The 21,665-nt window shown below is 62.7% G+C and carries 23 protein-coding genes; 11 read left to right on the top strand and 12 right to left on the bottom strand.

The window, feature by feature from the left end; translation table 11 throughout:
- Positions 1-344 precede the first annotated feature (344 nt).
- The 4 genes from ACTJKL_RS26180 to ACTJKL_RS26165 all read left to right on the top strand — a co-directional run bounded on the left by ACTJKL_RS26180 (position 345) and on the right by ACTJKL_RS26165 (position 3,397).
- Positions 345-1,127, top strand: a complete 783-nt coding sequence (locus ACTJKL_RS26180) for an ABC transporter substrate-binding protein (protein WP_440854174.1) — start codon at positions 345-347, stop codon at positions 1,125-1,127.
- 195 nt (positions 1,128-1,322) lie between these two features.
- Complete coding sequence (locus tag ACTJKL_RS26175) at positions 1,323-2,126, top strand: ABC transporter permease (RefSeq protein ID WP_100673080.1); 804 nt, start codon at positions 1,323-1,325, stop codon at positions 2,124-2,126.
- Positions 2,123-2,953: an ABC transporter permease gene (locus ACTJKL_RS26170; protein ID WP_275597813.1), complete on the top strand. Its 831-nt coding sequence runs from the start codon at positions 2,123-2,125 to the stop codon at positions 2,951-2,953. Before ACTJKL_RS26175 ends, ACTJKL_RS26170 begins: the two co-directional genes overlap by 4 nt.
- A 177-nt stretch (positions 2,954-3,130) precedes the next feature.
- Entirely contained in the window at positions 3,131-3,397 is a 267-nt protein-coding gene (locus ACTJKL_RS26165; protein ID WP_026168618.1) for an usg protein, read from the top strand.
- Positions 3,398-3,425: 28 nt separating this feature from the next.
- Here the strand turns inward: ACTJKL_RS26165 and ACTJKL_RS26160 are convergent, their stop codons facing one another.
- Both ACTJKL_RS26160 and ACTJKL_RS26155 read right to left on the bottom strand, forming a co-directional pair.
- Entirely contained in the window at positions 3,426-4,130 is a 705-nt protein-coding gene (locus ACTJKL_RS26160) for an SDR family oxidoreductase (RefSeq protein WP_018095165.1), read from the bottom strand.
- Positions 4,131-4,248: 118 nt separating this feature from the next.
- Positions 4,249-4,974: a DUF2270 domain-containing protein gene (locus ACTJKL_RS26155; RefSeq protein WP_198516786.1), complete on the bottom strand. Its 726-nt coding sequence runs from the start codon at positions 4,972-4,974 to the stop codon at positions 4,249-4,251.
- A gap of 286 nt (positions 4,975-5,260) precedes the next feature.
- Between ACTJKL_RS26155 and ACTJKL_RS26150 the strand changes: the two genes are divergently transcribed.
- From ACTJKL_RS26150 to ACTJKL_RS26140, 3 genes are all read left to right on the top strand, one after another.
- The gene (locus ACTJKL_RS26150; RefSeq protein ID WP_275597811.1) at positions 5,261-6,088 is read left to right on the top strand and encodes a class I SAM-dependent DNA methyltransferase; all 828 of its coding nucleotides are present in this window, start codon (positions 5,261-5,263) and stop codon (positions 6,086-6,088) included.
- 68 nt (positions 6,089-6,156) lie between these two features.
- Positions 6,157-7,026, top strand: coding sequence for an NAD(P)-dependent oxidoreductase (locus ACTJKL_RS26145; RefSeq protein ID WP_018095168.1), 870 nt, complete (start codon positions 6,157-6,159; stop codon positions 7,024-7,026).
- Positions 7,023-7,721 carry a DNA alkylation repair protein gene (locus tag ACTJKL_RS26140; protein WP_440854173.1) on the top strand — a complete coding sequence of 233 codons (699 nt, stop codon included), beginning with the start codon at positions 7,023-7,025 and terminating at the stop codon, positions 7,719-7,721. Before ACTJKL_RS26145 ends, ACTJKL_RS26140 begins: the two co-directional genes overlap by 4 nt.
- Positions 7,722-8,145: 424 nt before the next feature.
- Here ACTJKL_RS26140 and ACTJKL_RS26135 read toward each other — a convergent pair whose 3' ends face one another.
- From ACTJKL_RS26135 to ACTJKL_RS26125, 3 genes are all read right to left on the bottom strand, one after another.
- Complete coding sequence (locus ACTJKL_RS26135) at positions 8,146-8,634, bottom strand: Lrp/AsnC family transcriptional regulator (protein WP_003535303.1); 489 nt, start codon at positions 8,632-8,634, stop codon at positions 8,146-8,148.
- A gap of 64 nt (positions 8,635-8,698) precedes the next feature.
- Positions 8,699-9,328, bottom strand: coding sequence for a uracil-DNA glycosylase family protein (locus tag ACTJKL_RS26130; RefSeq protein ID WP_379943054.1), 630 nt, complete (start codon positions 9,326-9,328; stop codon positions 8,699-8,701).
- Complete coding sequence (locus tag ACTJKL_RS26125) at positions 9,321-10,040, bottom strand: thermonuclease family protein (protein WP_440854172.1); 720 nt, start codon at positions 10,038-10,040, stop codon at positions 9,321-9,323. Before ACTJKL_RS26125 ends, ACTJKL_RS26130 begins: the two co-directional genes overlap by 8 nt.
- A 150-nt stretch (positions 10,041-10,190) precedes the next feature.
- Between ACTJKL_RS26125 and ACTJKL_RS26120 the strand changes: the two genes are divergently transcribed.
- Complete coding sequence (locus ACTJKL_RS26120; RefSeq protein WP_100673073.1) at positions 10,191-11,726, top strand: sensor histidine kinase; 1,536 nt, start codon at positions 10,191-10,193, stop codon at positions 11,724-11,726.
- A 74-nt stretch (positions 11,727-11,800) separates the two neighbouring features.
- On the opposite strand, the gene ACTJKL_RS26115 is transcribed toward ACTJKL_RS26120, so the two are convergent.
- Together ACTJKL_RS26115 and cobT are read right to left on the bottom strand one after the other, a co-directional pair.
- Positions 11,801-12,214, bottom strand: coding sequence for a diacylglycerol kinase (locus ACTJKL_RS26115; protein WP_440854171.1), 414 nt, complete (start codon positions 12,212-12,214; stop codon positions 11,801-11,803).
- A gap of 231 nt (positions 12,215-12,445) precedes the next feature.
- Positions 12,446-13,462, bottom strand: a complete 1,017-nt coding sequence (gene cobT, locus ACTJKL_RS26110; RefSeq protein WP_018095176.1) for a nicotinate-nucleotide--dimethylbenzimidazole phosphoribosyltransferase — start codon at positions 13,460-13,462, stop codon at positions 12,446-12,448.
- Positions 13,463-13,601: 139 nt separating this feature from the next.
- Here cobT and ACTJKL_RS26105 point away from each other — a divergent pair, with 139 nt between their 5' ends.
- The 3 genes from ACTJKL_RS26105 to ACTJKL_RS26095 are packed head-to-tail and all read left to right on the top strand — an operon-like array spanning position 13,602 to position 15,357.
- Positions 13,602-14,390 (top strand): adenosylcobinamide-GDP ribazoletransferase, encoded by a 789-nt coding sequence (locus ACTJKL_RS26105; protein ID WP_440854170.1) that lies wholly within the window; start codon positions 13,602-13,604, stop codon positions 14,388-14,390.
- Positions 14,391-14,437: 47 nt separating this feature from the next.
- Complete coding sequence (locus tag ACTJKL_RS26100) at positions 14,438-14,659, top strand: DUF1289 domain-containing protein (RefSeq protein ID WP_020487477.1); 222 nt, start codon at positions 14,438-14,440, stop codon at positions 14,657-14,659.
- Positions 14,656-15,357, top strand: a complete 702-nt coding sequence (locus ACTJKL_RS26095) for a TIGR02281 family clan AA aspartic protease (RefSeq protein ID WP_440854169.1) — start codon at positions 14,656-14,658, stop codon at positions 15,355-15,357. Before ACTJKL_RS26100 ends, ACTJKL_RS26095 begins: the two co-directional genes overlap by 4 nt.
- Positions 15,358-15,376: 19 nt before the next feature.
- On the opposite strand, the gene ACTJKL_RS26090 is transcribed toward ACTJKL_RS26095, so the two are convergent.
- From ACTJKL_RS26090 to ACTJKL_RS26070, 5 genes are all read right to left on the bottom strand, one after another.
- Entirely contained in the window at positions 15,377-16,138 is a 762-nt protein-coding gene (locus ACTJKL_RS26090; RefSeq protein WP_003535321.1) for an ABC transporter permease, read from the bottom strand.
- Positions 16,135-17,061 carry an ABC transporter ATP-binding protein gene (locus ACTJKL_RS26085; protein WP_440854168.1) on the bottom strand — a complete coding sequence of 309 codons (927 nt, stop codon included), beginning with the start codon at positions 17,059-17,061 and terminating at the stop codon, positions 16,135-16,137. The genes ACTJKL_RS26090 and ACTJKL_RS26085 overlap by 4 nt, the downstream gene beginning before the upstream one ends.
- 348 nt (positions 17,062-17,409) lie before the next feature.
- Positions 17,410-18,606, bottom strand: a complete 1,197-nt coding sequence (locus ACTJKL_RS26080) for an extensin-like domain-containing protein (RefSeq protein WP_275597800.1) — start codon at positions 18,604-18,606, stop codon at positions 17,410-17,412.
- A 249-nt stretch (positions 18,607-18,855) separates the two neighbouring features.
- Entirely contained in the window at positions 18,856-19,410 is a 555-nt protein-coding gene (locus ACTJKL_RS26075) for a Kazal-type serine protease inhibitor domain-containing protein (RefSeq protein WP_275597799.1), read from the bottom strand.
- Between the two features lie 408 nt (positions 19,411-19,818).
- Positions 19,819-21,633, bottom strand: a complete 1,815-nt coding sequence (locus ACTJKL_RS26070) for a methyl-accepting chemotaxis protein (RefSeq protein WP_018095186.1) — start codon at positions 21,631-21,633, stop codon at positions 19,819-19,821.
- Positions 21,634-21,665: the final 32 nt, after the last annotated feature.

Raw genomic sequence — 21,665 nt, 5'->3', positions numbered from 1 at the left:
CCCACCATGGCGCCCTCGTCACAGGGCCATGATCCGCGGTCCCGGCCATTTTTTGCCTCGGCCGAAATGCCGTAGCCGCAACGCCGCAACTGCGGATCGGTTCCGCTGCAAGGCCTATTGAAGGCGACATTAACCGGTCCTGAACGGCCCGTTCATCTTCTAGCGCAACTTATGCGACAATCGAAGGACATGATTCGCGTCAAACAGTTGGAAGCAAAGCTTTCCAGTTGATTTTTGCAGGAAATCCGTACGAATATCGCCGCAACCGGCGGCTTGAAGCTCCGGCGCCAATTGGCATCCGCGAAACAAGAAGAACCGGATGCCGAGCCAACAGAGAGGACATCATGCGTATTTCCAGACGTCTGGCAGCCACGGTATCGGCTGCCGTTTTCGTGCTTATGGTCGGCGCTGCCATGGCTGACGGCGAAAAGATCGTCATCGGTACCGAAGGCGCCTACCCGCCCTTCAACAATCTCGAGTCCGACGGCACGCTGACCGGCTTCGACATCGATATCGCCAAGGCGCTTTGCGAAGAGATGAAGGCCGATTGCACCTTCGTGACCCAGGAATGGGACGGCGCCATTCCGGCGCTGATCGCCAAGAAATTCGACGCGTTCATCGCGTCCATGTCGATCACCGAGGAGCGCAAGGAAAAGGTCGACTTCACCAACAAGTACTACAACACGCCTCCGGCCATCGCGGTGCCGAAAGATTCGCCGATCACCGAGGCGACCGCAGCAGCCCTCTCCGGCAAAATGCTGGGCGCACAAAGTTCGACCACGCATTCCAACTATGCGGAAGCGCATATGAAAGAGTCGGAACTGAAGCTTTACCCGACCGCGGATGAATACAAGCTCGACCTCGCCAACGGCCGCATCGACGCGGCAATCGACGACGTCGTCGTGCTGTCGGAATGGCTCAAGACGGACGATGGCGCCTGCTGCAAGCTGCTTGGCACCCTGCCGATCGATCCGGTCATCAATGGCGAAGGCGCGGGTATCGCGCTCCGCAAGGGCGACAACGCTCTGCGGGAGAAGTTCAACAAGGCGATCGACGCCATCCGCGCGAACGGCAAGTACAAGGAAATCAACGAAAAGTACTTCCCCTTCGACGTCTACGGCAGCTAATCTCGGCGATTCCTGCACATCTTGAGGCTTTATGCCGGGATAATCTCGGTTGATGAAGAAAATGCAACGGCGGACGGGCTTGCCCTTCCGCCGTTTTTGTTTGACAAGGAATCACGAAAATAAGCGTCTAGCGCGCGGCGCGGCTGAAGAACAAAAACGCGGTAGACGCCAGAATACGCAACGGGAACTATTGGCATGAGCGGACTGTTTGCCGCCCTTTCCTCCGGTCTCTCCTGGATCGGCGCGATCATCGATCCGCTATGCGGTCCTCTCGGGGTATTTCGGTGGTTCGGATCGGATACCCTTCTCGCGTGCGGAGACGCAGGCTGGGGCGATGAAATCGCCTATGGATTCCTCGTCACCGCCAGCCTGGCGATCGCGACCCTTCCAGTGGGATTGATCATCGGCTTCTTCATTGCGCTCGCCAAGCAATCCGAGGAAAGATCCCTGCGGCTGGCCGGCAACATCTATACGACAATTTTCCGAGGCCTGCCGGAGCTCCTTACGCTCTTCATCGTGTATTACGGCCTGCAGATCCTCGCCCAGCAGTTCCTGGCGACGATCGGTTATACGGGCGCCGTCGAGATCAGCGCCTTCGTTGCGGGGATGATCGCTCTGGGCGTGGTCTTTTCGGCCTATTGTTCCGAAGTGCTGCTTTCTGCCTTCAAGGCGATTCCCCACGGTCAGTACGAGGCCGGTGACGCGCTCGGCCTGCACCGGGGCAAGACGATGCGCCTCATCATTCTGCCTCAGCTCATCCGCATCGCGCTGCCCGGCCTCGGCAATCTCTGGATGGCGCTGCTCAAGGACACCGCCCTCGTCTCGGTCATCGGGCTGCCGGATATCCTGCGCCAAACCGGCGTCGCGGCCCGGGTGACCAAGCACGCTTTCGAATTCTTCGGCATCGCCTGCGTTCTGTTCCTCGTCCTGGCAATGATCTCCTCGGTCGTATTCTCGGCGCTCGAGCGCTCGACCAAGCGCGCGGAGGCACGCCGATGAGCATTGCCGAAACCATGATCCCGCCGCAGGCGCCCCCGCCGGCGCCGCCGAAGCCCTACACCTTCTCGCGCTTTTTCGGCAGCGTGGCGCTCGGCATCTGGCTGGCGCTCGGTGTCGGGATTTTCCTGACGGTCGTCAACGGCTGGGACCCGGAGAAATTCTCTCGCTATGGGCCGAGCTTCCTTTCCGGTCTTGGGGTGACACTGACACTCGTCACCTCCTCCATCCTCATGGGCGCCGTCGTTTCGCTGCCGGTGGCGCTCGGGCGCATGTCGAAGAACAGATTATGGGGCTGGTTTGCCTACGCCTATGTCTACTTCTTCCGCGGGACGCCGCTCATCACCCAGCTCTTCCTCATCTATTACGGGCTCGGCAGCTTCCGTCCGCAGCTCGAATCCGCGGGACTGTGGTGGTTCTTCCGCGATGCCTGGAACTGTGCGCTGTTTACCTTCACGCTGAACACCGCCGCCTATCAGGCGGAAATCCTGCGCGGCGCCATCGAAAGCGTGCCGCGCGGCCAGCGCGAGGGGGCGGCCGCGCTCGGCCTGCCGGAGCGCGTAGCCTTCTTCAAGGTCATTCTGCCCCAGGCGATGATCGTTGCGCTGCGCCCCTACGGCAACGAAATCATCCTGATGATCAAGGGCTCGGCAATCGTGGCGATCGTCACGGTCTTCGACCTCATGGGTGAGACTCGCCGCGCCTTTTCCCGGACCTTCGACTACCAGATGTATATATGGGCCGCGATCCTCTATCTGCTGATGGTGGAGTTGCTGCGCAACATCTGGGGCTGGCTCGAAGCCCGCCTGACCCGCCATCTGAAGCGCTGAACGCGCCTCGGGCCGCAAGCCGGACTCCGGTGGCCGGCTTGGCAGCACTCGCCGTCGCCTGCTGCCAAGCGCTTGTTTTTGTAGGTGATTTCTCGATTCACTCACCTACATTAACGCTTGATTAAGCAATTAAGCGCTCCATCATAGAGACCAACCTTTGTGAAAAGTGAGGTCCGCATGACGAACGACATGGAACTGCAGCTCAAGGGTTACGGGCTGACGACGGCTCAGATACTTTATCGGATGCCCGACCACCCGGCTTTCCTGCAGACATACATCTGGCAACACTACGACATCGCGCCGGACTTTCCGGAAATGCACAGCTTCCTCAAATTCTGGCAGGAGAAGCTGGACGGCCCGCTGCATTCGGTACGCTATGTGCACCGAAAGCTGATTTCGGCCTCCGAATGGCGGGCTCTCCAGGGAGAGTTTATCGTCCATTAGGTTCCGGCGCACGTCGTTGTCGGATATGTCAGACGGATCGGGTGATGCCGCCGTCGATCCGGATGTTCTGGCCGGTGATATAGCCTCCGCGATCGCTTGCGAGCAGGGCGATCAACTCGGCCACCTCCTCCGATGCGCCGTAACGTCCCATCGGAATCCGCTGACGCCGTTCCTCCGTTTCGGGCAGACTGTCGATAAAGCCGGGCAGAACATTGTTCATGCGGACATTGTCGGCGGCATACCGATCGGCGAACAGTTTGGTGAAAGCCGCAAGCCCGGAACGGAAGACCCCCGACGTCGGAAACAAGGGGTCGGGTTCGAAGGCGGCGTAGGTGGAAATATTGACGATGCTGCCGGATTTCTGCTCCACCATGATCGGCGTCACCAGCCGGGTTGGCCGCACGACATTGAGGAAATAGACATCCATACCCCGGTGCCATTCCTCGTCGGTGAGTTCGAGCACCGGAGCCCGCGGGCCGTGCCCTGCCGAATTGATCAGCGCATCCACGCGCCCCCAGGCATCATAGGCTGCGTCGACGAGCCGCTTCAGATCGTCGTTCGACTGGTTAGATCCGGTAACGCCGATTCCGCCGAGTTCCTTGGCGAGCGCCTCGCCCTTGCCGGACGAAGAAAGGACGGCAACCCTGTAACCCTCTGCCGCCATCCTCCTTGCCGCCTCGGCCCCCATGCCGGAACCGCCGGCCGTGACGATCGCCACCTTCTGTTCGCTCATCTTGTGCTCCTTTTGGCATGACCGAGAGAAGCGCAGTTGAAGCAGGCCTGCGCGCCCGCATCAACTGAGAATTTCTGAAGGCGGGATCAGCAATGCGGCGCAGCGGTGCACGCAGGTCTCAGACATGAACCTCGCCATGCGCCAATTCGCCGGCGCCTGTCGCCCTGTGGAGCGAACCGTAGAGCACGACCGCATAGAAGAGCGCGACGCCGATCGCCACGGCAAGGCCAGGCACGGGACCAAGAGCGGCGTTCTCGGCAACATCGGCCCAGGAACGGACATGGCCGAAAGGCTCTCCCGTGCTCGAAATCTTCGGGGAGGAAATCTTCAGCGCCCATGCCAGGAGCAGGATCAGGTACATCCAGCAATAATTGCGCTGTAACCGCCGGCAGAGGGCCTCCCTGTAGCCCATCAGGAAAGCCGGCTGGCGCAGGCTCTTGGCGATCGACACCGACCATTTGAAGCTCGGCGTGCCTTCAGGGCACAAAATTTGCGCGAAGTAGCCGCGTTCCATCTGGCGCACGCGGGCGCGATAGACGTCGAAGAAACGGTAACGCCGCGCTTCGATCAGCAGCAACAGGCTGATTAGCAGCATGGCAAAGAGAAGAACACCGTGATGGGACGACGGCGTCGAGAGCGAGACCGAAAGCATCGCTGCGACCACGGTGATCGCCCAGTTCGATGTTCGGTCTATGCGGTCCCGCCAACCGGCCATCCGCCCGATTTCGCCGCGATAATAGTGGATGATCGCGTTGATCGTCTCCTGCGGTGTCTGCGGCAGAGGCGGCGTCTGCCGCTCCGGTATCTCCGTTTCCAATGTCAACGGGCTCAATTCGGCAGACATCGGCATTCCTCCCGATTTTTCATTCTTTTAGGAATGATGACTCCTTTTCGATCAAGGTTAAATGGCGCGCGTCCCCGACCTGGTCAAAATCTTTACCGCAGGCGAATGTTCCCATCGCCGCCTCGGCGGGACCTCTCCTCGGGCCGCGAGGTGGTTTAATCCCACATTGACGGAAACCGTCGCCGTTCCGCCAAAGAACAGGTTATTATCGAGCTGAAACGGTCAGTGACAGGGACGGCCGCGACCGGCGATTGTCAAAGGCCGCCGGGGGTCGTATGAAGCGCCCATGACGCAGAAAATCAAGAAGATCGACGAGGAGGCCCTCGCAGAGGCCTATAACCGCGCGCTTGCCTTGGAGAAGTCCGGGCATTTCGACGCGGCGGCCGCCGCATATCGGGAAGTCCTGGAAATCGACCCGGAGGACCACGGCGGCGCCGCCGTTCGGCTTGCATCGATGGGGCGGGGCGAGACGCCGCTCAAGGCTTCGGACGCCTATGTGGCAACGCTCTTCGATCAGCACGCCGACGTCTTCGACAATGTTCTCGTCGACCAGCTCCACTATTGCGTGCCACTGCTCGTGCGCCAGCGGCTTCAGGCGCTCGGGCTCGGACCGTTCAAGCGGATCCTCGATCTCGGCTGCGGCACCGGACTGACCGGAGGCGCGCTACGCGACATGGCGGAAGACATAACCGGCGTGGACCTTTCGGAAAACATGGTTGAAATCGCCCATGAGAAGGACCTCTACGAGACGCTCTATGTCGCAGAGGCGGTCGATTTCCTCGACGACAATGACGACGAACCGTTCGACCTGATCGCCGCAACCGACGTCCTGCCCTATATCGGCGCCTTGGAGCCGTTGTTCTTCGGCGCAGTCGACAATCTGGTGCCGGGCGGGCTCCTGATCTTCTCGAGCGAGAGCCTGCCGGGCGAGACCCCGGCGGGACAAGGCTTCGCCGTCGGACCGCACCAGCGCTTCGCCCACTCGGAAACCTACCTGCGCGAGCGCCTGGCGGCGACCGGGTTCGAGATCGTCGATATCACCGACATCACGGTGCGCATGGAGGAAGGCGAGCCGATTGCCGGCCAATTGGTGACCGCCCGCTTCAAACCCTGATTGCAGGCTGCTGCGGCCGCGGCTATCGTCGGCCGCAAACACGCCATCGATAAGGGAGTCTCAAGGAAATGGCCAAAGTCGCATTCATCGGTCTCGGCGTCATGGGGTATCCGATGGCCGGTCATCTCAAGGCCCGCGGCGGGCACGATGTGACGGTCTATAACCGGACTGCAGCCAAGGCGGAGCAATGGGCAGCCGCATTCGGCGGCCGGACCGCCGCAACGCCGGCCGAAGCGGCCAAGGGCCAGGATTTCGTCTTCGCCTGCGTCGGCAATGACGACGACCTCCGCTCCGTCACCACGGGAGAGAACGGCGCCTTCGAAACGATGGCAGCCGGGTCGATCTTCATCGACAACACGACGGCATCGGCCGCGGTTGCCCGCGAGCTCTACGCCGCGGCGGCGGCGAAGGGTGCGCATTTCATCGACGCGCCGGTCTCCGGCGGGCAGGCCGGAGCGGAAAACGGCGTGCTCACCGTCATGTGCGGGGGCGATGCGGGAGCCTTCGACAAGGCCAGGCCCGTCATCGACGCCTATGCCCGGATGGTCGGCTTGATGGGCCCCGCCGGCGCCGGCCAACTGACCAAAATGATCAATCAGATCTGTATCGCTGGCCTCGTCCAGGGGCTCGCAGAGGGAATCCACTTCGGCAAGAAAGCAGGGCTCGACATCGAGAAGGTGATCGAGGTCATCTCCAAGGGAGCGGCCGGTTCCTGGCAGATGGAAAATCGCCACAAGACCATGAACGAAGGCAAATATGACTTCGGCTTCGCGGTCGACTGGATGCGCAAGGATCTGGACATCGTCCTTGCCGAGGCCAGGCGCAACGGCGCCAAGCTTCCGGTGACCGCCCTCGTCGACCAGTTCTACGGCGACATCCAGGCGGTCGGCGGCAATCGCTGGGATACGTCTTCCCTGCTCGCCCGGCTCGAAAAATGACGCCGGCCCCGGCGTCGACGGCGGAAGAGATCATCGAATATCTCCGCGCCCTCGGCTCGGACGAAAACATCGCCGGCATGGCGCGCTTCGGCATTGCGACCGAAACCGCCCTGGGCGTTTCGAACGTTGAGCTTCGTCGCGTCGCGCGCAGGGTAAAGACCGACCATGCCCGTGCGCTCGACCTCTGGACCTCCGGCATCCGCGAAGCACGCCTGCTGGCAGCGTTCACCGCGGACCCGAAGGCGCTGACGCTTGCTGAAGCGCGGCAATGGGCGAATGCCTGCGACTCCTGGGAAGTGGTCGATACCGTTGCCGACCTCTTCGTCGGAGCGCGCCTCGAGCAAGTGCTCATTCCTGAATTCGCCGCCGATGAGCGGGAATTCGTCCGCCGCCTGGCCTTCGCGATGATCGCAACAGCCGCCGTGCATCTGAAGAAGGAGCCGGATTCGACGCTGCTTGCCTGGCTGCCGCTGATCGAGACTCATGCCGCCGACGAGCGCAACTTCGTGAAGAAGTCGGTCAATTGGGCACTCAGGCAGATCGGCAAGCGCAGCCCCGCCTGCCACGGTCCGGCCTTGGCGCTCGCGCAAAAGCTCGCGGCGAGCACGGACCGTGCGGCACGATGGACGGGCAAGGACGCGTTGCGCGAACTGACGAACAGCGGGGTCCGCCAGCGGCTTTCCAGCAGCTCGTGATGGTTTCTCGGGTCAAGCCCGAGTTTAACCGAGCCTGACAAACCTCGTTCCTCGAAGCCTCGCCACTCTTCATCTCCACCCGGACTCTCAGCGTCTAGCGGGCCAGTCCAGATTGAACGTCGGTCAGCGCGAAAAATCGTGGCCAACGTAGAGAAGAGGGGCGGAATGCCGTTAGGCCAGGGCATAGGCGAAGCAATCGCCGAAGGGCCGCCGCGCATGCCAATTCCCTTACAGTAATCCAGACGCGCCCTCATGGCGGCACGGGCAAGGTTATCGTCTATGGGCGCAATCGCTATGCGGAATTCGGACAGAAACGCGTCGAGATCGGCATTGCACGCGGCTGGGCAGCCGCATGTCTCGAGGACGCATCGCAGCATCCCTCCGCGTCAGACACGGCTTGACCCGGCGATAACGACCTGGTCGTCTAGTCCTCGCTCGACTTCGCCTGGTCGATGACCATGTAATCGAGCGGCAGTTGCGTCGTATACTTGATCTGTTCCATGGCGAAGGCCGAGGAAACGTCGCGGATCTCGATCTTGGCGATCAGACGCTTGTAGAAGGCATCATAGGCGGCGATATCCGGCACGACCACGCGCAGGAGATAATCCACGTCGCCGCTCATGCGATAGAATTCCACCACTTCCGGAAAATCCGCCACGACTTCGGAGAACCGCCGCAGCCACTCCATCGAATGCGAATTGGTGCGCACGGAAACGAATACGGTGACCTTGGTGTTGACCTTCACCGGATCGAGAAGCGCGACACGGCGGCGGATCACACCTTCCTCTTCCATCTTCTGGATGCGCCGCCAGCACGGCGTCGTGGAAAGCCCGACCTTCTTGGCGAGGTCGGCTACGGCCAAGGTCGAGTCTTCCTGCAACAGCCGCAGGATCTTGCGGTCTAGGCGATCCATGGAAAATCCTCTCGAATATTTTTCCCTCTATAGCGCGGTAATTGTGAAAATAAAGAAAATTGTTTCACGCCGTCAGCGCCCTCACCCGTTCACGCAGGAAGGGCAGCAACTCGGCCTCAAACCAGGGATGACGCCGGAGCCAGCCGGTATTGCGCCAGCTCGGATGCGGCAGCGGCAGTACGCAGACGCCGGAATTGCGTTTCGCGTAGCGTTGCCAGTTGCGCACGGTTTCCGTCATGGATTTGGGACAGTCCCTTCCAAGATGCCAGCGCTGCGCATAATGACCGACCGCAAGCACCAGCTCGATCTGCGGCATCGCGTCCATCGCCTTCTGCCGCCACAGCGGCGCGCATTCGCTTCTCGGCGGCAGGTCGCTGCCGTGGCTGTCGTAGCCGGGGAAACAGAAACCCATCGGCACGATGGCGAAATTTTGCGGATCGTAGAATGCCGCCCGGTCCACCGACAGCCATTGCCGCAGCCGATCGCCAGAGGCATCGTTGAAGGGAAGGCCGCTTTCATGGACCCGCAATCCGGGTGCCTGCCCGGCGATCAGAATCCGCGCCGACGCGGAAAGCACCGCCACCGGCCTCGGCTCGTGCGGCAGCCGGTGGTCTTCGCCGCGCGCCGGCTCGTCACGGCACCGGCGACAGATTGAGATCGCCGCCCTCAACGCCTGCAGCCGCTCCTCAGTCACCGCCGATCCTCGCCATGATCGCGCTCGAATACTCCTGAAGCCATTGAATAATGGTCTCCAACCAGTCACCCGCCCGGTGCGGGGTCTCCTCCGCACCGCCGTTCGAACGCCGCCACTCCTGCGGCCTGACGAAATCGCCGCCCCAGAGCCCTCGCCGGCCCGTTCGCGCCGTTTCCTCTTCCGCACGGTAGAGCCCATAGCTGACCGCATGACCGGAGAGGACCATTTCTCTTCCGAGGTCCGTCCCGCCAGCCGCGCAGACACCGAGTTCCCGACCATAGCGATCATGGCCATGGAGCCGGCAGACGGTCGTCGTTCCCGCGATGAGAGCAATCAACCGTTGCCGCGCCTGGGCGCCGCAGTCCCACGCGGTTTCCCCGCGTCGACACATCTGGCCGATCTCCGGGGCATCGATGCCTTCGATGCGTATGCGGCGTCCGTCGAGCCGCAGACTATCGCCATCGCTTGCCGACGCCGAGCCGCGCAACTCGCCGGTCACGGGCCGTTCCGAGGGCGGCAGCTGCGCGGCTATGTAGGCGCCGATACCGAGAAGGATCAGGAAAATCCAACCGCCGGCCATGCCGCCGCTGCCGGACGGCCTCTTTCGCCGCTCGGGAAACCCGGAGCGACCAAATCCAAAGCGCCTTCCGGAAGAGCCCGGGTCTGCGCCGCTGCCGCCGACGATCCGGAATCTGCGGTTTTCCGACTTCACGCCCCACGCCTCCTCGTGTTGTTCTTCCTGCCCATCCCGGCCTCGAAAACCGCAATCGCGCCACAATGGTTGCCGAATCCTTCATGGGGGCAGCAACTTCTTAAGGATTGCATCCTAGAGTGCAAGCTGAACCCAATCCTGACCAGAAGCATGAGCATCGCCGCCAGCACATCGACCGACAAGATCATCGTGGACAAGTCGCGGAGCCATCGAAACAAGGCTGTTTCGAAGACCGTTCGCGCGACGCGTCAGCGGCTGCAGACCGGTTCCTCGGCACCCTCCGGCTTCGAACGGGAAATGCTCCTGCTACACATCGAGTCCGTGCTCCACGGCGCGATGGCCCTGCCCCTCCTCGTGATCCTGATCGCCGCCAGCGGCATCTACCTCTCGGGCGACCCGCATTTTCTCGCCTGGGCCTTGTTGGCGCTTTCCGCGCATGCGGTCACCATCTTTCTCGCGCGAAAGGCCAAGCGCGAGGATGTGGTCGCCGAGAAAGTGTCCGTCTGGCGCCGCCGCTTCCTCGCCGGCCAGATGCTGACCGGCCTTTGCTGGGCGATCTTCACGCTCCCGGATTGTGCGTCCTGCGGCGAGATCGCTTCCGGTCTCTTCGAGGGAACGGTGCTCTTCATTGCCCTTGCGGTCACCGCCATGGGCACTTTTCTGTTGCGGAACGCCCTCTATTACACGTTTCTGCCTGTCATGGCCGCGCTCGGCTTCTCCTCACTCACGACCGGTGATGCGGTCGATGTCGGCCTCACGGGCATTCTGGCGCTCTCGCTTGTCTTTCTGGCGTTCATGACCGACAGGATGAACCGCGCCAACGTTCATATCCTTTCGGTACAGTCCGAGAAGGACGATCTCATCGCCGAACTCGAGGTGGCGAAGTCCATGTCGGACGAGGCTCGCCGCCGCGCCGAAGAGGCGAATCTCGCCAAATCCCGTTTCCTGGCCTCGATGTCGCACGAGCTGCGCACGCCGCTCAATGCCATCCTCGGCTTCTCGGAGGTCATGTCGACAGAGGTGCTCGGACCGCTCGCCAACCCGACCTACAAGGAATACACGCTGGACATCCATCGCTCCGGCGAACACCTCTTGAATCTCATCAACGAAATTCTCGATCTTTCGCGTATCGAAGCCGGCAAGTACGAGCTCAGCGAGGACGCGGTAAACCTGGCGGAGATCGTCGAGGATTGCATCGGCATGGTTCAGCTCCGTGCGCGCGGCAAGAACATAACCATGGCCCATCAGTTCGAACAGGCGATGCCGTCCGTCTGGGCGGACGAAAAAGCCATGCGCCAGGTGACCCTCAACCTTCTTTCGAATGCCGTCAAGTTCACCCCGTCGGGCGGTGAGGTCAGCGTAAAAGTCGGCTGGACCGCCGGCGGCGGGCAATATCTTTCGATCAGAGACAACGGCCCCGGCATTCCGGAAGAGGAGATCCCGATCGTCCTATCCGCCTTCGGCCAGGGTTCGATCGCCATCAAGAGCGCCGAACAGGGCACCGGCCTAGGACTGCCGATCGTCCAGGCGATCCTCGCCAAGCATGGCGGCCAGTTCATCCTGCGCTCGAAACTCCGGGAAGGCACCGAGGCGATCGCTATCCTGCCGCCGCGTCGCGTTCTGCAGAGCTTGCCCCCGGTCGAGGACGTCCCGTCCCTCACCCGCCGGAGAAGGAGCTTCGCGTAAACGCTTGCCGGGCGTCCTCCACTTCCGCATTCCTGTGCCTGTCACGGAAATGAGGGTGGTGCCGGCGTCGCGGATCAGCCCAGGAAGCGAGCGAGAAATATCACGTACAGCGCATAGGCCGCATTGGCGAGAATGAGGCAAAGGCACGCGAAGGAGCCGAGATCCTTTGCGTTCCTGCCCATGTCCGAGATCTCCGGCGAAACGCGGTCGACGATCTCCTCGATCGCGGTGTTGATCGCCTCGAAGGCCATCATCAGCAGAAACAGGATTGCCATCGCGACATACTGGAACAGGTTCGCGCCGACGATCGCGAACGCGACCATCGCGACGGCGAAGGCGATGAGTTCGTGCCGAAAGGCCGCCTCGCCGATCAGGCGCTTCGCACCGCCGAAGGAATAGCTGGCCGCCGCGAAAAGATGCCGGAAACCACGATGCTTCTGAACGGGCGCGGTGGCGCCGTTGCGGGAGGTAGTGTTCTTGACGTCCATTTCGTCTCGCAGGTTGGGAGGGGGCACAGCTTCGACGTTCCTATTGAGGCGAATCAAAGGCGGCGGCAATGCCGCTTTGCGAGGCCACCCGAACCGAATGACCCGGTTTATCCCCGATATGCGAGAAGCCGCCCCGCATCAATAGCTGCACGGCACGAGAATAGCACGCATGACAGCCGATCGACAGCAAGCTCCGAGCGTGCTGACGCGCGTGGGCGGGCCGGGCCTGCCTTACTCCTTGTTGCTTACGCCAGCCTGCGCGAAGGTCGCCATGCCGCTGTGGCAGGCAGCCGCCGCCTTGACGATGCCTGCTGCAAGAGCCGCGCCCGTGCCTTCGCCAAGCCGCATGCCGAGAGCCAGGAGCGGTGTCTTGCCGAGTTTCTCGATCGCCCGCATGTGACCGGGCTCGCTTGAAACATGGCCAATCAGGCAATGGTCGAGCGCCGCCGGGTTGGCGGCCTTGAGGATCGCCGCGGCCGCGGTCGCGACGTAGCCGTCGATGATGACGGGCACCTTCTGCATCCGCGCCGCGAGAATTGCGCCCGCCATCGCCGCGATCTCGCGGCCGCCGAGCCGCCGCATGACTTCGAGCGGATCGGACAAGTGATCGCGGTGCAGCGCCACGGCCTTTTCGACGGCGGCGATCTTGCGCGCGAGCACCTCGCCTTCCGAACCGGTGCCGGGACCGACCCATTCCTCTGCCGTGCCGCCATAGAGGCCGAGGTTGATGGCGGCCGCGATCGTCGTGTTGCCGATGCCCATTTCGCCGATGCACAGCAGATCCGTGCCGCCGGCAATCGCTTCCATGCCGAAAGCCATGGTGGCGGCGCAGTCGCGCTCGGAGAGAGCCGGTTCCTCGGTGATATCACCGGTCGGATAGTCGAGCGCCAGATCGAAGACTTTGAGGCCGAGATCGTGTGCCACGCAGATCTGGTTGATGGCAGCACCGCCGGCGGCGAAGTTCTCGACCATCTGCGCCGTCACCGAAGCGGGAAAGGGCGTCACTCCCTGACGGGTCACGCCGTGATTGCCGGCGAAGATCGCGACGAGCGGTCGGTTGACCGCCGGCGGACGTCCCGTCCAGGCGGCAAGCCAGAAGGCGATTTCCTCGAGGCGCCCGAGAGCGCCGGGCGGCTTCGTCAATTGCCCGTCCCGCTCGCGCGCCGCAACGAGTGCCGCCGTATCCGGCCCCGGCAGGTTGCGCAGTAGTTCGCGGAAATCATCAAACGGCAGGCCGCTGGCGCTCATGGATCATCCTTGCAACGTGAAACTCGTTCGGGGCTCGTCATAGAGTGTGATGCCGCCCGCGGCAACGGCATTTGCGCCATTTGCCGTCGTCTCGCATGATCCCGCGGAACGCCGGGCGATTCGGGATGCGGGAGACGAGATGGCAGATGTTCGCGAGCTCTGGGACGACGTCGCACGGTCGGTTGCCTTTTTGAGCCGCATTCCCGTGCCGGATCGATATTTCCGCGGCTATGACGGCGGGCTCGGCCGCGCCGTGCGCGCCTTCCCTCTTGCGGGTATCCTGATCGCCCTTCCTGCCGCCGTGATAGCGGTCCTTCTGGGCGCGCTTCACGCGAGCTCGCTCTTCAACGCCTCCCTCGTCGTCGCGGTGCAGGCGATGGTCACCGGCGCCCTGCATGAGGACGGCCTTGGGGATACGGCCGATGGTTTCGGCGGCGGGCGCGATCGGGAAAACGCCCTGGAGATCATGAAGGACAGTCGGATCGGCACCTATGGCGCGGTTGCCCTCATTCTTTCCTTCGGCCTTCGCGTCTCGGCCCTGGCCGCCTTCCTGCCGCTGCTGACGCCGACAGGCGGCGGAATTGCGCTGCTTGCCACCGCTGCGCTGAGCCGCGCCGCGATGGTCTGGCACTGGTCCCGCCTCCCGCCTGCCCGCGGCGGCGGGGTCGCCGCCTCGGCCGGTTTACCCGAGCCGCAGGCGACATCGGTTGCGCTCGGCTCGGGCGTGCTCCTCGCGCTCGTGCTGTTTTTCCTGGCCGACATCCCGACCGTCGCCGTTCTGCTTTCGCTCGCTGCCTTCGGGCTTGCGGTGCCAGGCTTCACCCGGATCGCCTTACGCAAGGTCGGCGGCCATACCGGCGACACCATCGGCGCCACCCAGCAACTGACGGAGATCGCCGTTCTGGGCGCTCTTGCACTGGCCATCTGAAAGGCCGATATATTTTTCGAACGAAACAGCAGAGCATCGTCCCGATCATGGAATCTCCCTGCATTCTCGTCTGCACGATCGACGATAGGACCGGTTACTGTTTCGGCTGCGGGCGCACACGTCAGGAGATCGGCGCCTGGACGCTCTACACCGATACCGAACGGCACACGATCATGCAGGCCTTGCCGGCGCGACTGGAAACGGTCGAGCGCAAACCGCGGCGGGAGACGCGCCGGTCGCGCATGGCGCGAGAACAAAACGGCTCATGAGCAGACTGATCGTCCTCCTCGCAATACTCGGCATCGGCCTCGTACTGCTGATCATCAATCACGATTCCGGCCGAACGTTCGGCATGAACAACGACGATTTCGGACAGCTCGTAGCCCTCGGCGCGCTGGCGACGCTTTTCGCCGCCGGTATCGTCAGAAGCCGCCGAACGCTGGGCGAAGGCCTGACACAGATTGCGATCTGGCTGCTGATTGCGTTCGTCCTCGTTGCACTCTATGTCTACCGCTTCGACCTTCGGTCCGTCGGCGACCGGGTGCTGGCAGGACTTATGCCCGGCAGGGCCATGGTCATCACCGACAGCGAGGGTCAGCAGGAGGTGGTGCTTCACAAGCGGATCGACGGCCACTTTGCCGCCGATGCGACAATCAACGGGCGTGAGGTCAGCATGCTTGTGGACACCGGCGCGAGCAGTATCGTGCTCACCCATGAGGACGCGGCGAGGGTCGGTCTCGACGTCGCCGATCTCGGCTACACCATCACTGTCATGACCGCGAACGGGCCGGCGCTTGCGGCACCGGTCATCCTGCCGGAGATCGCGATCGGACCGATCCGGCGGACGAATATCCGCGCCATGGTCGCGGCCGAGGGGCGGCTGGACAGCAGCCTGCTCGGCATGAGCTTCCTCTCGACCCTCGACTTCCTGCAGATGCGCAGCGACGAGCTCCGGCTCAGGGACTGAGCCCCCCGCCGCTCCAGCCTCAGTTGCGCAGCTTGTACCCGGTCCGGAATATCCATGTCAGTGCGGACATGCAGAGGGCGAGAAAGACGAGAATGATTGCCGCGCTGGCGAGCGGATTTACGTCCGATATCTCGAAGAAGCTCCAGCGGAAGCCGCTGATCAGATAAAGGACCGGGTTGAAGTGGCTTACTGCCCGCCAGAATGGCGGCAGCATGTCGATCGAATAGAAGCTGCCGCCGAGGAAGACGAGCGGCGGGACCACCAGCATCGGAATGAGGTTGAGCTGCTCGAAATCCTTCGCCCAGATGCCGATCAGGAAACCGAACAGGCTGAAGGTCACCGCCGTCAGAACGAAAAAGAAAAGCATCACGAAGGGATGGGCGATGCTGAGATCGACGAACAGCGAGGCCGTGACGAGGATGATCGTGCCGATCATCATCCCCTTTGTCGCCGCTGCTCCCACATAACCGAGCACAATCTCCAGCATGGATATCGGTGACGACAGCACCTCATAGATCGTGCCGGTGAACTTCGGGAAATAAATACCGAATGACCCGTTGCCGATGCACTGCGTCAGAAGCGTCAGCATCATCAACCCGGGCGTGATGAAGGCACCGTAGGAAATCCCGTCGATTTCCTGGATGCGTCCACCGATGGCGGCGCCGAAAACGATAAAATAGAGCGAAGTGGAGATGACGGGCGACACGACGCTTTGCAGAAGCGTGCGACGTGTGCGTGCCATTTCGAAGAAATAGATGGATTTGACTGCTTCTATGTTCATCGCCCCGCCTCCACGATCTCAACGAAAATATCCTCGAGCGAACTCTGACTCGTGGAAATGTCCCGGAGCCTGATGCCCGCCTCGGCCAGCGCCGCGAGCAGCGACGTGATGCCCGTCCGATCAGCGCTCGTGTCGTATTCATAGATCAGGCGTTCGCCGTCGCCCTCCAGCAACAAATTGTAGGAGGCAAGAGAATCGGGAACCCGCTCCAGAGGTTGGGCCAGATCGACGCGCAGCTGCTTGCGTCCGAGTTTCGTCATCAGCGCATTCTTGTCTTCGACGAGCAGTATCTCGCCGCTGTTGATCACCGCGATCCGGTCGGCGATCTCCTCCGCTTCCTCGATGTAGTGGGTCGTGAGGATGATCGTCACGCCCGAAGCGCGCAGCCGCTGGACGACCTCCCACATGCTCTTTCGCAGGCTGACGTCGACACCGGCCGTCGGCTCGTCGAGGAAAAGGACGCGCGGCTCGTGCGAGAGCGCCTTGGCGATCAGAACGCGCCGCTTCATGCCCCCGGAAAGCTCGCGCAGGGTGCTGTCCTTCTTGTTCCAGAGCGAGAGGTCTTTCAGTACCTTTTCGATATGCGCCGGATCCGGCTTCCTGCCGTGAAGCCCGCGCGAGAAGGAAACGGTGTTCCACACTGTCTCGAAAGCGTCGGTCGTCAGTTCCTGCGGCACAAGGCCTATCATCGCCCGTGTCTGGCGGAAGTCGCGCACGACGTCGTTGCCGCCGACGGTAACCTGGCCGCCCGTCGCATTGACAATACCGCAGACGATCGAGATGAGCGTCGTCTTGCCGGCGCCGTTCGGACCGAGGAGGGCAAGAATTTCTCCCTCCTCGATATCGAGGCTGACGCCCTTCAGGGCCTGAAACCCGGAGGCATAGGTCTTCGACAGATTGGAGATGGAAACAATTGGCGCCATGGAACATATCCGGGAAGAGGTGCAAAAGACGGCAGGGTGCTGCTCTATATGGGCCGATTCACATGGATTTGCAGCCCGTCCAAGCCAAATTTACGTTGACGCTCTGTCAAGGGCCGCCGCTCCGCTTACCGGCTGCCGCCCGTGCGGCAGTAGATCTCTTGGACTGCGGTCACCAGCGTGCCGCCTTCTCCTCGGCGAGCCGATAGAAAATTTTCTCGCGTCGCGCCGCGTCGTAACGATGCCTAACAATCTCGAATGGCGGCAATGTGTGACCTTGATTGCCGCCCGACATGAGGCCATCGCGGCGTCAGCCGGGCCGTCCGACCGATGGTCCGCTTGTGCAGCGTGCTAGTCGCAATGCCGGTAACCGGACTTGCGCGTGCGCAGGTCGAAGTGGAAATGGTCCTTGTGAAAAGGATCGCTGCCCGGTCCGAGCACCGTGTGGAAGTACTTGCAGCTGTCCGTGCGCACCGCTTTCAGGAGCCCCCGCTCACGGAAAGCGAAGAAGCCCTTCTTGCGCACATCGATTTCCTTGCCGTTTTTCAGCACGAACTTGCCGACGTCTATCGCGTTGCCGCGCGCATGTTCCGACATGGGATTGCCGCGGCGGGAGTTCATCGTCCGGCAGGAATAGCCGCCGAGGGGCTTGATCGTCTTGACGCCCGACCAGTAACGGTAGCGCGACGACGGCGCCAGCTCGTATTTCACCCACTTGGCGAAGGCTTCCGTTACCTGGCAATTCAGCTTCACCGCAGGTTTGACGGCGATGTCGCCGGACAGGCCGCTGAGCTCGATCGGGTAGTCGATGCCACAGGACGGCCCGTTACGGACTCGCGGAACGTCGCGGAAGACGACGCCGAGCTTCTTCAACCGCTGCCGGCACGCGACCTCCGAGCCCGGCATTTCGCCGGTGTATTCCGGCGTGGACAGCGGGCTGCGGGCGCGCGGTATGAAAGCGATCTGCTGCGGCTGCTCAGTGCGCGTCGCCCGCTGCGGCTCGAGAACACGCCTTCTATTCACTTCCTCGGCCGCGCTCTGCGCGGGCGCAAGGGGCGGCAGGTCGGGATCATAGCCGGGATTCGCCTCAGGCATCGGCATAGGCTGCGGCGCTCCGGCAAGCTGGCGCACATCGCTGTCACCGATACCGGCCACGACCGGCTGCGTCGTATTCCCCTCGGCGATCTCACCGGCCTGCTCCTGCGCCAGGCCGACCACCGGTTCGACGCCGAGCATGGCGTCCATATTCACCCCCTCGGGCGGAACCGTCATCGATCCGGCCGCGGCGACCTGGCCCTGCGGTGCAAGGGCCGCATTACTGGAAACGCGGGCAACGGAGGTCTGGCTGGCCATGGCGACCGGCTCTGACGACGGATAGGCAGCGACTTCCTGCTCCGGCATGGCTGCAGGCGCCGGCCCGATCGCGCCGACACGGGAGCTCCCGTCGATGCGGGCCGGTGGCGCAAGCACGTCGGTCGTGCAGGCAACGAGCGGAATGGACAACAGCAGCGCCGCCAATGGACGATGAAGAAGAGAAACATACGCCATACTGATTGCCGCCTTCATCCATGACAAAGCTTCGGCCTTGTCCGTGCGCCGCCTGCCCACAGCCGAGAATGAACCTGCGGAATGTCGCCAAACGGGCGCTCGGTCGAGAAAGTCGGCTTTGCAAAGCAATTTAAGCAAACGTGGTAAACGAAGCCTTGCAGGCCGCACGCCAAATCGGGCGAGCGGGGACAAAAGAAAAGGCCCGCATCCTTACGGGTGCGGGCCTTTTCTTTGTGGGTTTTCGTCCGACTAACGGCATTCCCCTGGATGGGCGACGCGGAACCCGTCCGCTCGTGCCTCGCAGGCATTCGGGAACGTTCTTGATCGTCCATTGCGCTCGCCGCAGACCGGCGCGAATTCGCGCGTGCAGAATTGCGGCTGTTGCGGGCGATCATCCTCACGGCGGCATTCTCCGGGTGCGACGACGCGGAACCCTTCGGCGAGCGCCATGCACGAATTTGGGAAGGTCTGCCTTCGCGGGCCGCGCTGGCCGCAAACCGGCGAAAACTCGCGCGTGCAGGCCCGCTCTTCCGGCGGACGGGATGCCGGACGGCATTCGCCGCGATGAACGACACGGAAGCCGTCGGCGCGTGCCTGGCAGGCATTGGGGAAGGTTCGAATGCGATTGCCGCGTTCGCCGCAGACGGGCGCGAATTCCATCGTGCACATTTGCGGACCCGGCGGGCGGATCGGTCCCGGACCGGGGCGCGGCTCGTCGACGACCACGGTACAGGCAGAAAGAAAGCCGGCGGCGGCCAGGAAAATGGCGGCAGACTTCATGATGAAACGCTTGAAAGGCAACACAGGTCTCCCCCTTGGCTGGCATCTCGGATGCGGCCGGATCGCCGGATAGCGACCGTCCTCCCGTCGCACCATCTCGCCTGTCTTGCGGCCAGACGTCAACTCCCGCGAGATGCGCCATCCACGCACCACCGACAGGAGCAGGCTCACCCGCCGGAACGACATCGGTTGAACGAAGAGGCCCGCGGCCGCTTGTTTGATTTCCTCATTCCTGTGCTTGTCACAGGAATCCAGCCAGACCAAGTCCTTGGGCTGAAAGAACGCTTCCCGCGCAGACGCGGCGCTGCTGGATCCCTGTGACGAGCACAGAGATTGCAGTCCTCCGAAAAGCTTCCCACAGCGCCGCGTATCTTATAAGACGCGCGGCGCTGTGGTGCCGCATGTTTTGACCATTGATCGGCTACGATGGCCTCAGGCTGCCCTGCCAAAGGCCGGCTGTGCGCCCCGTTCCCCGAGCCTGAACTGTTCGAGCAGCGCCTTCAGCTCGCGACTTTCCTGCGCCAGCGTCTGGCTTGCCGCGGTCGTCTCCTCGACCATTGCGGCGTTCTGCTGCGTCATCTGGTCCATGCTGTTGACAGCCGTGTTGACCTCCTGCAGTCCGGTCGCCTGTTCCCGAGCAGCGGTCGCGATTGCGGCCACCTGCTCGTTGACACGGTTGACCAGAGCCTCGATCTCCATCAGCGCATCGCCCGTCGAGCGGACGAGTTCGACGCCGGCGCCAACCTCCTTCACCGAGGTGCCTATCAGCTCCTTGATCTCCTTTGCTGCGCCGGCCGAGCGTTGCGCAAGTTCGCGGACCTCCTGGGCAACCACGGCGAAGCCGCGGCCGGCCTCCCCTGCCCGCGCCGCCTCGACGCCTGCATTCAGCGCCAGCAGGTTCGTCTGGAAGGCGATCTCATCGATCACGCCGATGATCTGGCTTATCCGGCTGGACGAGGCTTCGATCCGCCCCATTGCATCGATCGCATTACGCACGATACCACCGGATTTCGCCGCGCTCGCCTTCGTCTCGTCGACCATGTCGCGCGCTTCGAGGGCACGATCCGACGCCTGGCGTACGGTTGAGGTGATCTCGTCGAGAGCTGCGGCCGTCTCTTCAAGTGCCGCCGCCTGCTGTTCGGTCCGGCGCGAAAGATTGTTGGCGGCCTCTGAAATGTCGGCGGCACTGCCATGGACGATTTCGGTGGATTGGGAAATGGCGCCGATGACGTCGCGAAGCGCGGCGACCGCCGTGTTGAAGTCGTCCTTGAGCTTGGCGTATTCCGGCGCGATCCGGGCCACCGCGGCGGTGAGGTCGCCGTTTGCCAGCCGCTCGAGCGCGCCACCGAGCGTCTCCATCGCCTCGGCCTGGGTAGCGGCAGTCGTACGCTGGCGCTCCTCGTTGCCGCGCCGTTCTGCGTCCAGGCGGTCCTGCTGCTCCGCCTCGCGCGATCGCAGTTCGAGGCGCTCCTTGACGGAGTCGCGCAGGACGACGAGCACCTGTGCCATCTGCCCGATCTCGTCGCCGCGATCGGTTTCCGGAACATCCGAGGAAAGGTCCTCGTCTGCGATCGCCCGCATCGAGACCTTCAGCTTTTCGATGGGCCGAACGACGCTGCGCACGATCGCCAGTGCCGCCATGAGGATCGCGAGCGCTGCCGCGACCAGAATGCCGGCCATCTGCCAGGCGCGCTCGCGGAACATGGCGGCCAGGTCGTCGGCATAAACACCGGTACCGACCACCCATCCCCAGGGCTCGAAACCGGCCACGTGCGAATATTTCAGCACGGGCTGGTCGGCGCCGGGCTTCGGCCAGTAATAATCGACGAAGCCCTTGCCGTGCGCCTGAACCGTCTTGACGAATTCCACGAACAGGAACTTGCCGTTGGGATCCTTGTTCTGCGTCAGGTCGGCGCCGTCGAGTTCGGGCTTGATCGGATGCATCACCATCTTCGGATGCATATCGTTCACCCAGAAATAGCCGCTGTCCTGATAGCGCATCGCCCGGATTGCCTCCAGTGCGCGGCCCTGCGCCTCCTCGCGCGTCAGCGTGCCGGCCTTTTCCTGGCCGTGATAGGCGTCGAAAACCTTGATCGCGTTCTCATTCATCGCCGCGAGCATGGCCTTGCGCTCGGCAACCAGCTTGTCCTGCGCCTGGATCAGTCCAAAGGTCAGCGCCGCCGCCATCGTCAAAAGCGCAAACGCGACCAGCGCGTAAAGACGCGCCGAAATTCGAATTCTTCTCATCCCCTGCCTCCATTTCGAGGCATGCAGAATAT

The organism is Sinorhizobium sp. 22678 (assembly GCF_052044265.1).
GTDB lineage: Bacteria > Pseudomonadota > Alphaproteobacteria > Rhizobiales > Rhizobiaceae > Sinorhizobium > Sinorhizobium meliloti_A.
Note: the sequence above shows the minus strand (reverse complement) of the source record. Positions and strands in the feature narration are given on the sequence as shown.

Excerpts from the sequence above, each read along its gene's own strand:
- ACTJKL_RS26150 (WP_275597811.1), top strand. The coding sequence starts at position 5,261 with ATGACGCAGAAAATCAAGAAGATCGACGAGGAGGCCCTCGCAGAGGCC.
- ACTJKL_RS26100 (WP_020487477.1), top strand. The coding sequence starts at position 14,438 with ATGGAATCTCCCTGCATTCTCGTCTGCACGATCGACGATAGGACCGGT.
- ACTJKL_RS26080 (WP_275597800.1), bottom strand. The coding sequence starts at position 18,606 with ATGGCGTATGTTTCTCTTCTTCATCGTCCATTGGCGGCGCTGCTGTTG.
- ACTJKL_RS26145 (WP_018095168.1), top strand. The coding sequence starts at position 6,157 with ATGGCCAAAGTCGCATTCATCGGTCTCGGCGTCATGGGGTATCCGATG.
- ACTJKL_RS26140 (WP_440854173.1), top strand. The coding sequence starts at position 7,023 with ATGACGCCGGCCCCGGCGTCGACGGCGGAAGAGATCATCGAATATCTC.
- ACTJKL_RS26070 (WP_018095186.1), bottom strand. The coding sequence starts at position 21,633 with ATGAGAAGAATTCGAATTTCGGCGCGTCTTTACGCGCTGGTCGCGTTT.
- cobT (WP_018095176.1), bottom strand. The coding sequence starts at position 13,462 with ATGAGCGCCAGCGGCCTGCCGTTTGATGATTTCCGCGAACTACTGCGC.
- ACTJKL_RS26095 (WP_440854169.1), top strand. The coding sequence starts at position 14,656 with ATGAGCAGACTGATCGTCCTCCTCGCAATACTCGGCATCGGCCTCGTA.
- ACTJKL_RS26165 (WP_026168618.1), top strand. The coding sequence starts at position 3,131 with ATGACGAACGACATGGAACTGCAGCTCAAGGGTTACGGGCTGACGACG.
- ACTJKL_RS26175 (WP_100673080.1), top strand. The coding sequence starts at position 1,323 with ATGAGCGGACTGTTTGCCGCCCTTTCCTCCGGTCTCTCCTGGATCGGC.
- ACTJKL_RS26085 (WP_440854168.1), bottom strand. The coding sequence starts at position 17,061 with ATGGCGCCAATTGTTTCCATCTCCAATCTGTCGAAGACCTATGCCTCC.
- ACTJKL_RS26135 (WP_003535303.1), bottom strand. The coding sequence starts at position 8,634 with ATGGATCGCCTAGACCGCAAGATCCTGCGGCTGTTGCAGGAAGACTCG.
- ACTJKL_RS26105 (WP_440854170.1), top strand. The coding sequence starts at position 13,602 with ATGGCAGATGTTCGCGAGCTCTGGGACGACGTCGCACGGTCGGTTGCC.
- ACTJKL_RS26160 (WP_018095165.1), bottom strand. The coding sequence starts at position 4,130 with ATGAGCGAACAGAAGGTGGCGATCGTCACGGCCGGCGGTTCCGGCATG.
- ACTJKL_RS26090 (WP_003535321.1), bottom strand. The coding sequence starts at position 16,138 with ATGAACATAGAAGCAGTCAAATCCATCTATTTCTTCGAAATGGCACGC.
- ACTJKL_RS26120 (WP_100673073.1), top strand. The coding sequence starts at position 10,191 with ATGAGCATCGCCGCCAGCACATCGACCGACAAGATCATCGTGGACAAG.
- ACTJKL_RS26180 (WP_440854174.1), top strand. The coding sequence starts at position 345 with ATGCGTATTTCCAGACGTCTGGCAGCCACGGTATCGGCTGCCGTTTTC.
- ACTJKL_RS26115 (WP_440854171.1), bottom strand. The coding sequence starts at position 12,214 with ATGGACGTCAAGAACACTACCTCCCGCAACGGCGCCACCGCGCCCGTT.
- ACTJKL_RS26155 (WP_198516786.1), bottom strand. The coding sequence starts at position 4,974 with ATGTCTGCCGAATTGAGCCCGTTGACATTGGAAACGGAGATACCGGAG.
- ACTJKL_RS26170 (WP_275597813.1), top strand. The coding sequence starts at position 2,123 with ATGAGCATTGCCGAAACCATGATCCCGCCGCAGGCGCCCCCGCCGGCG.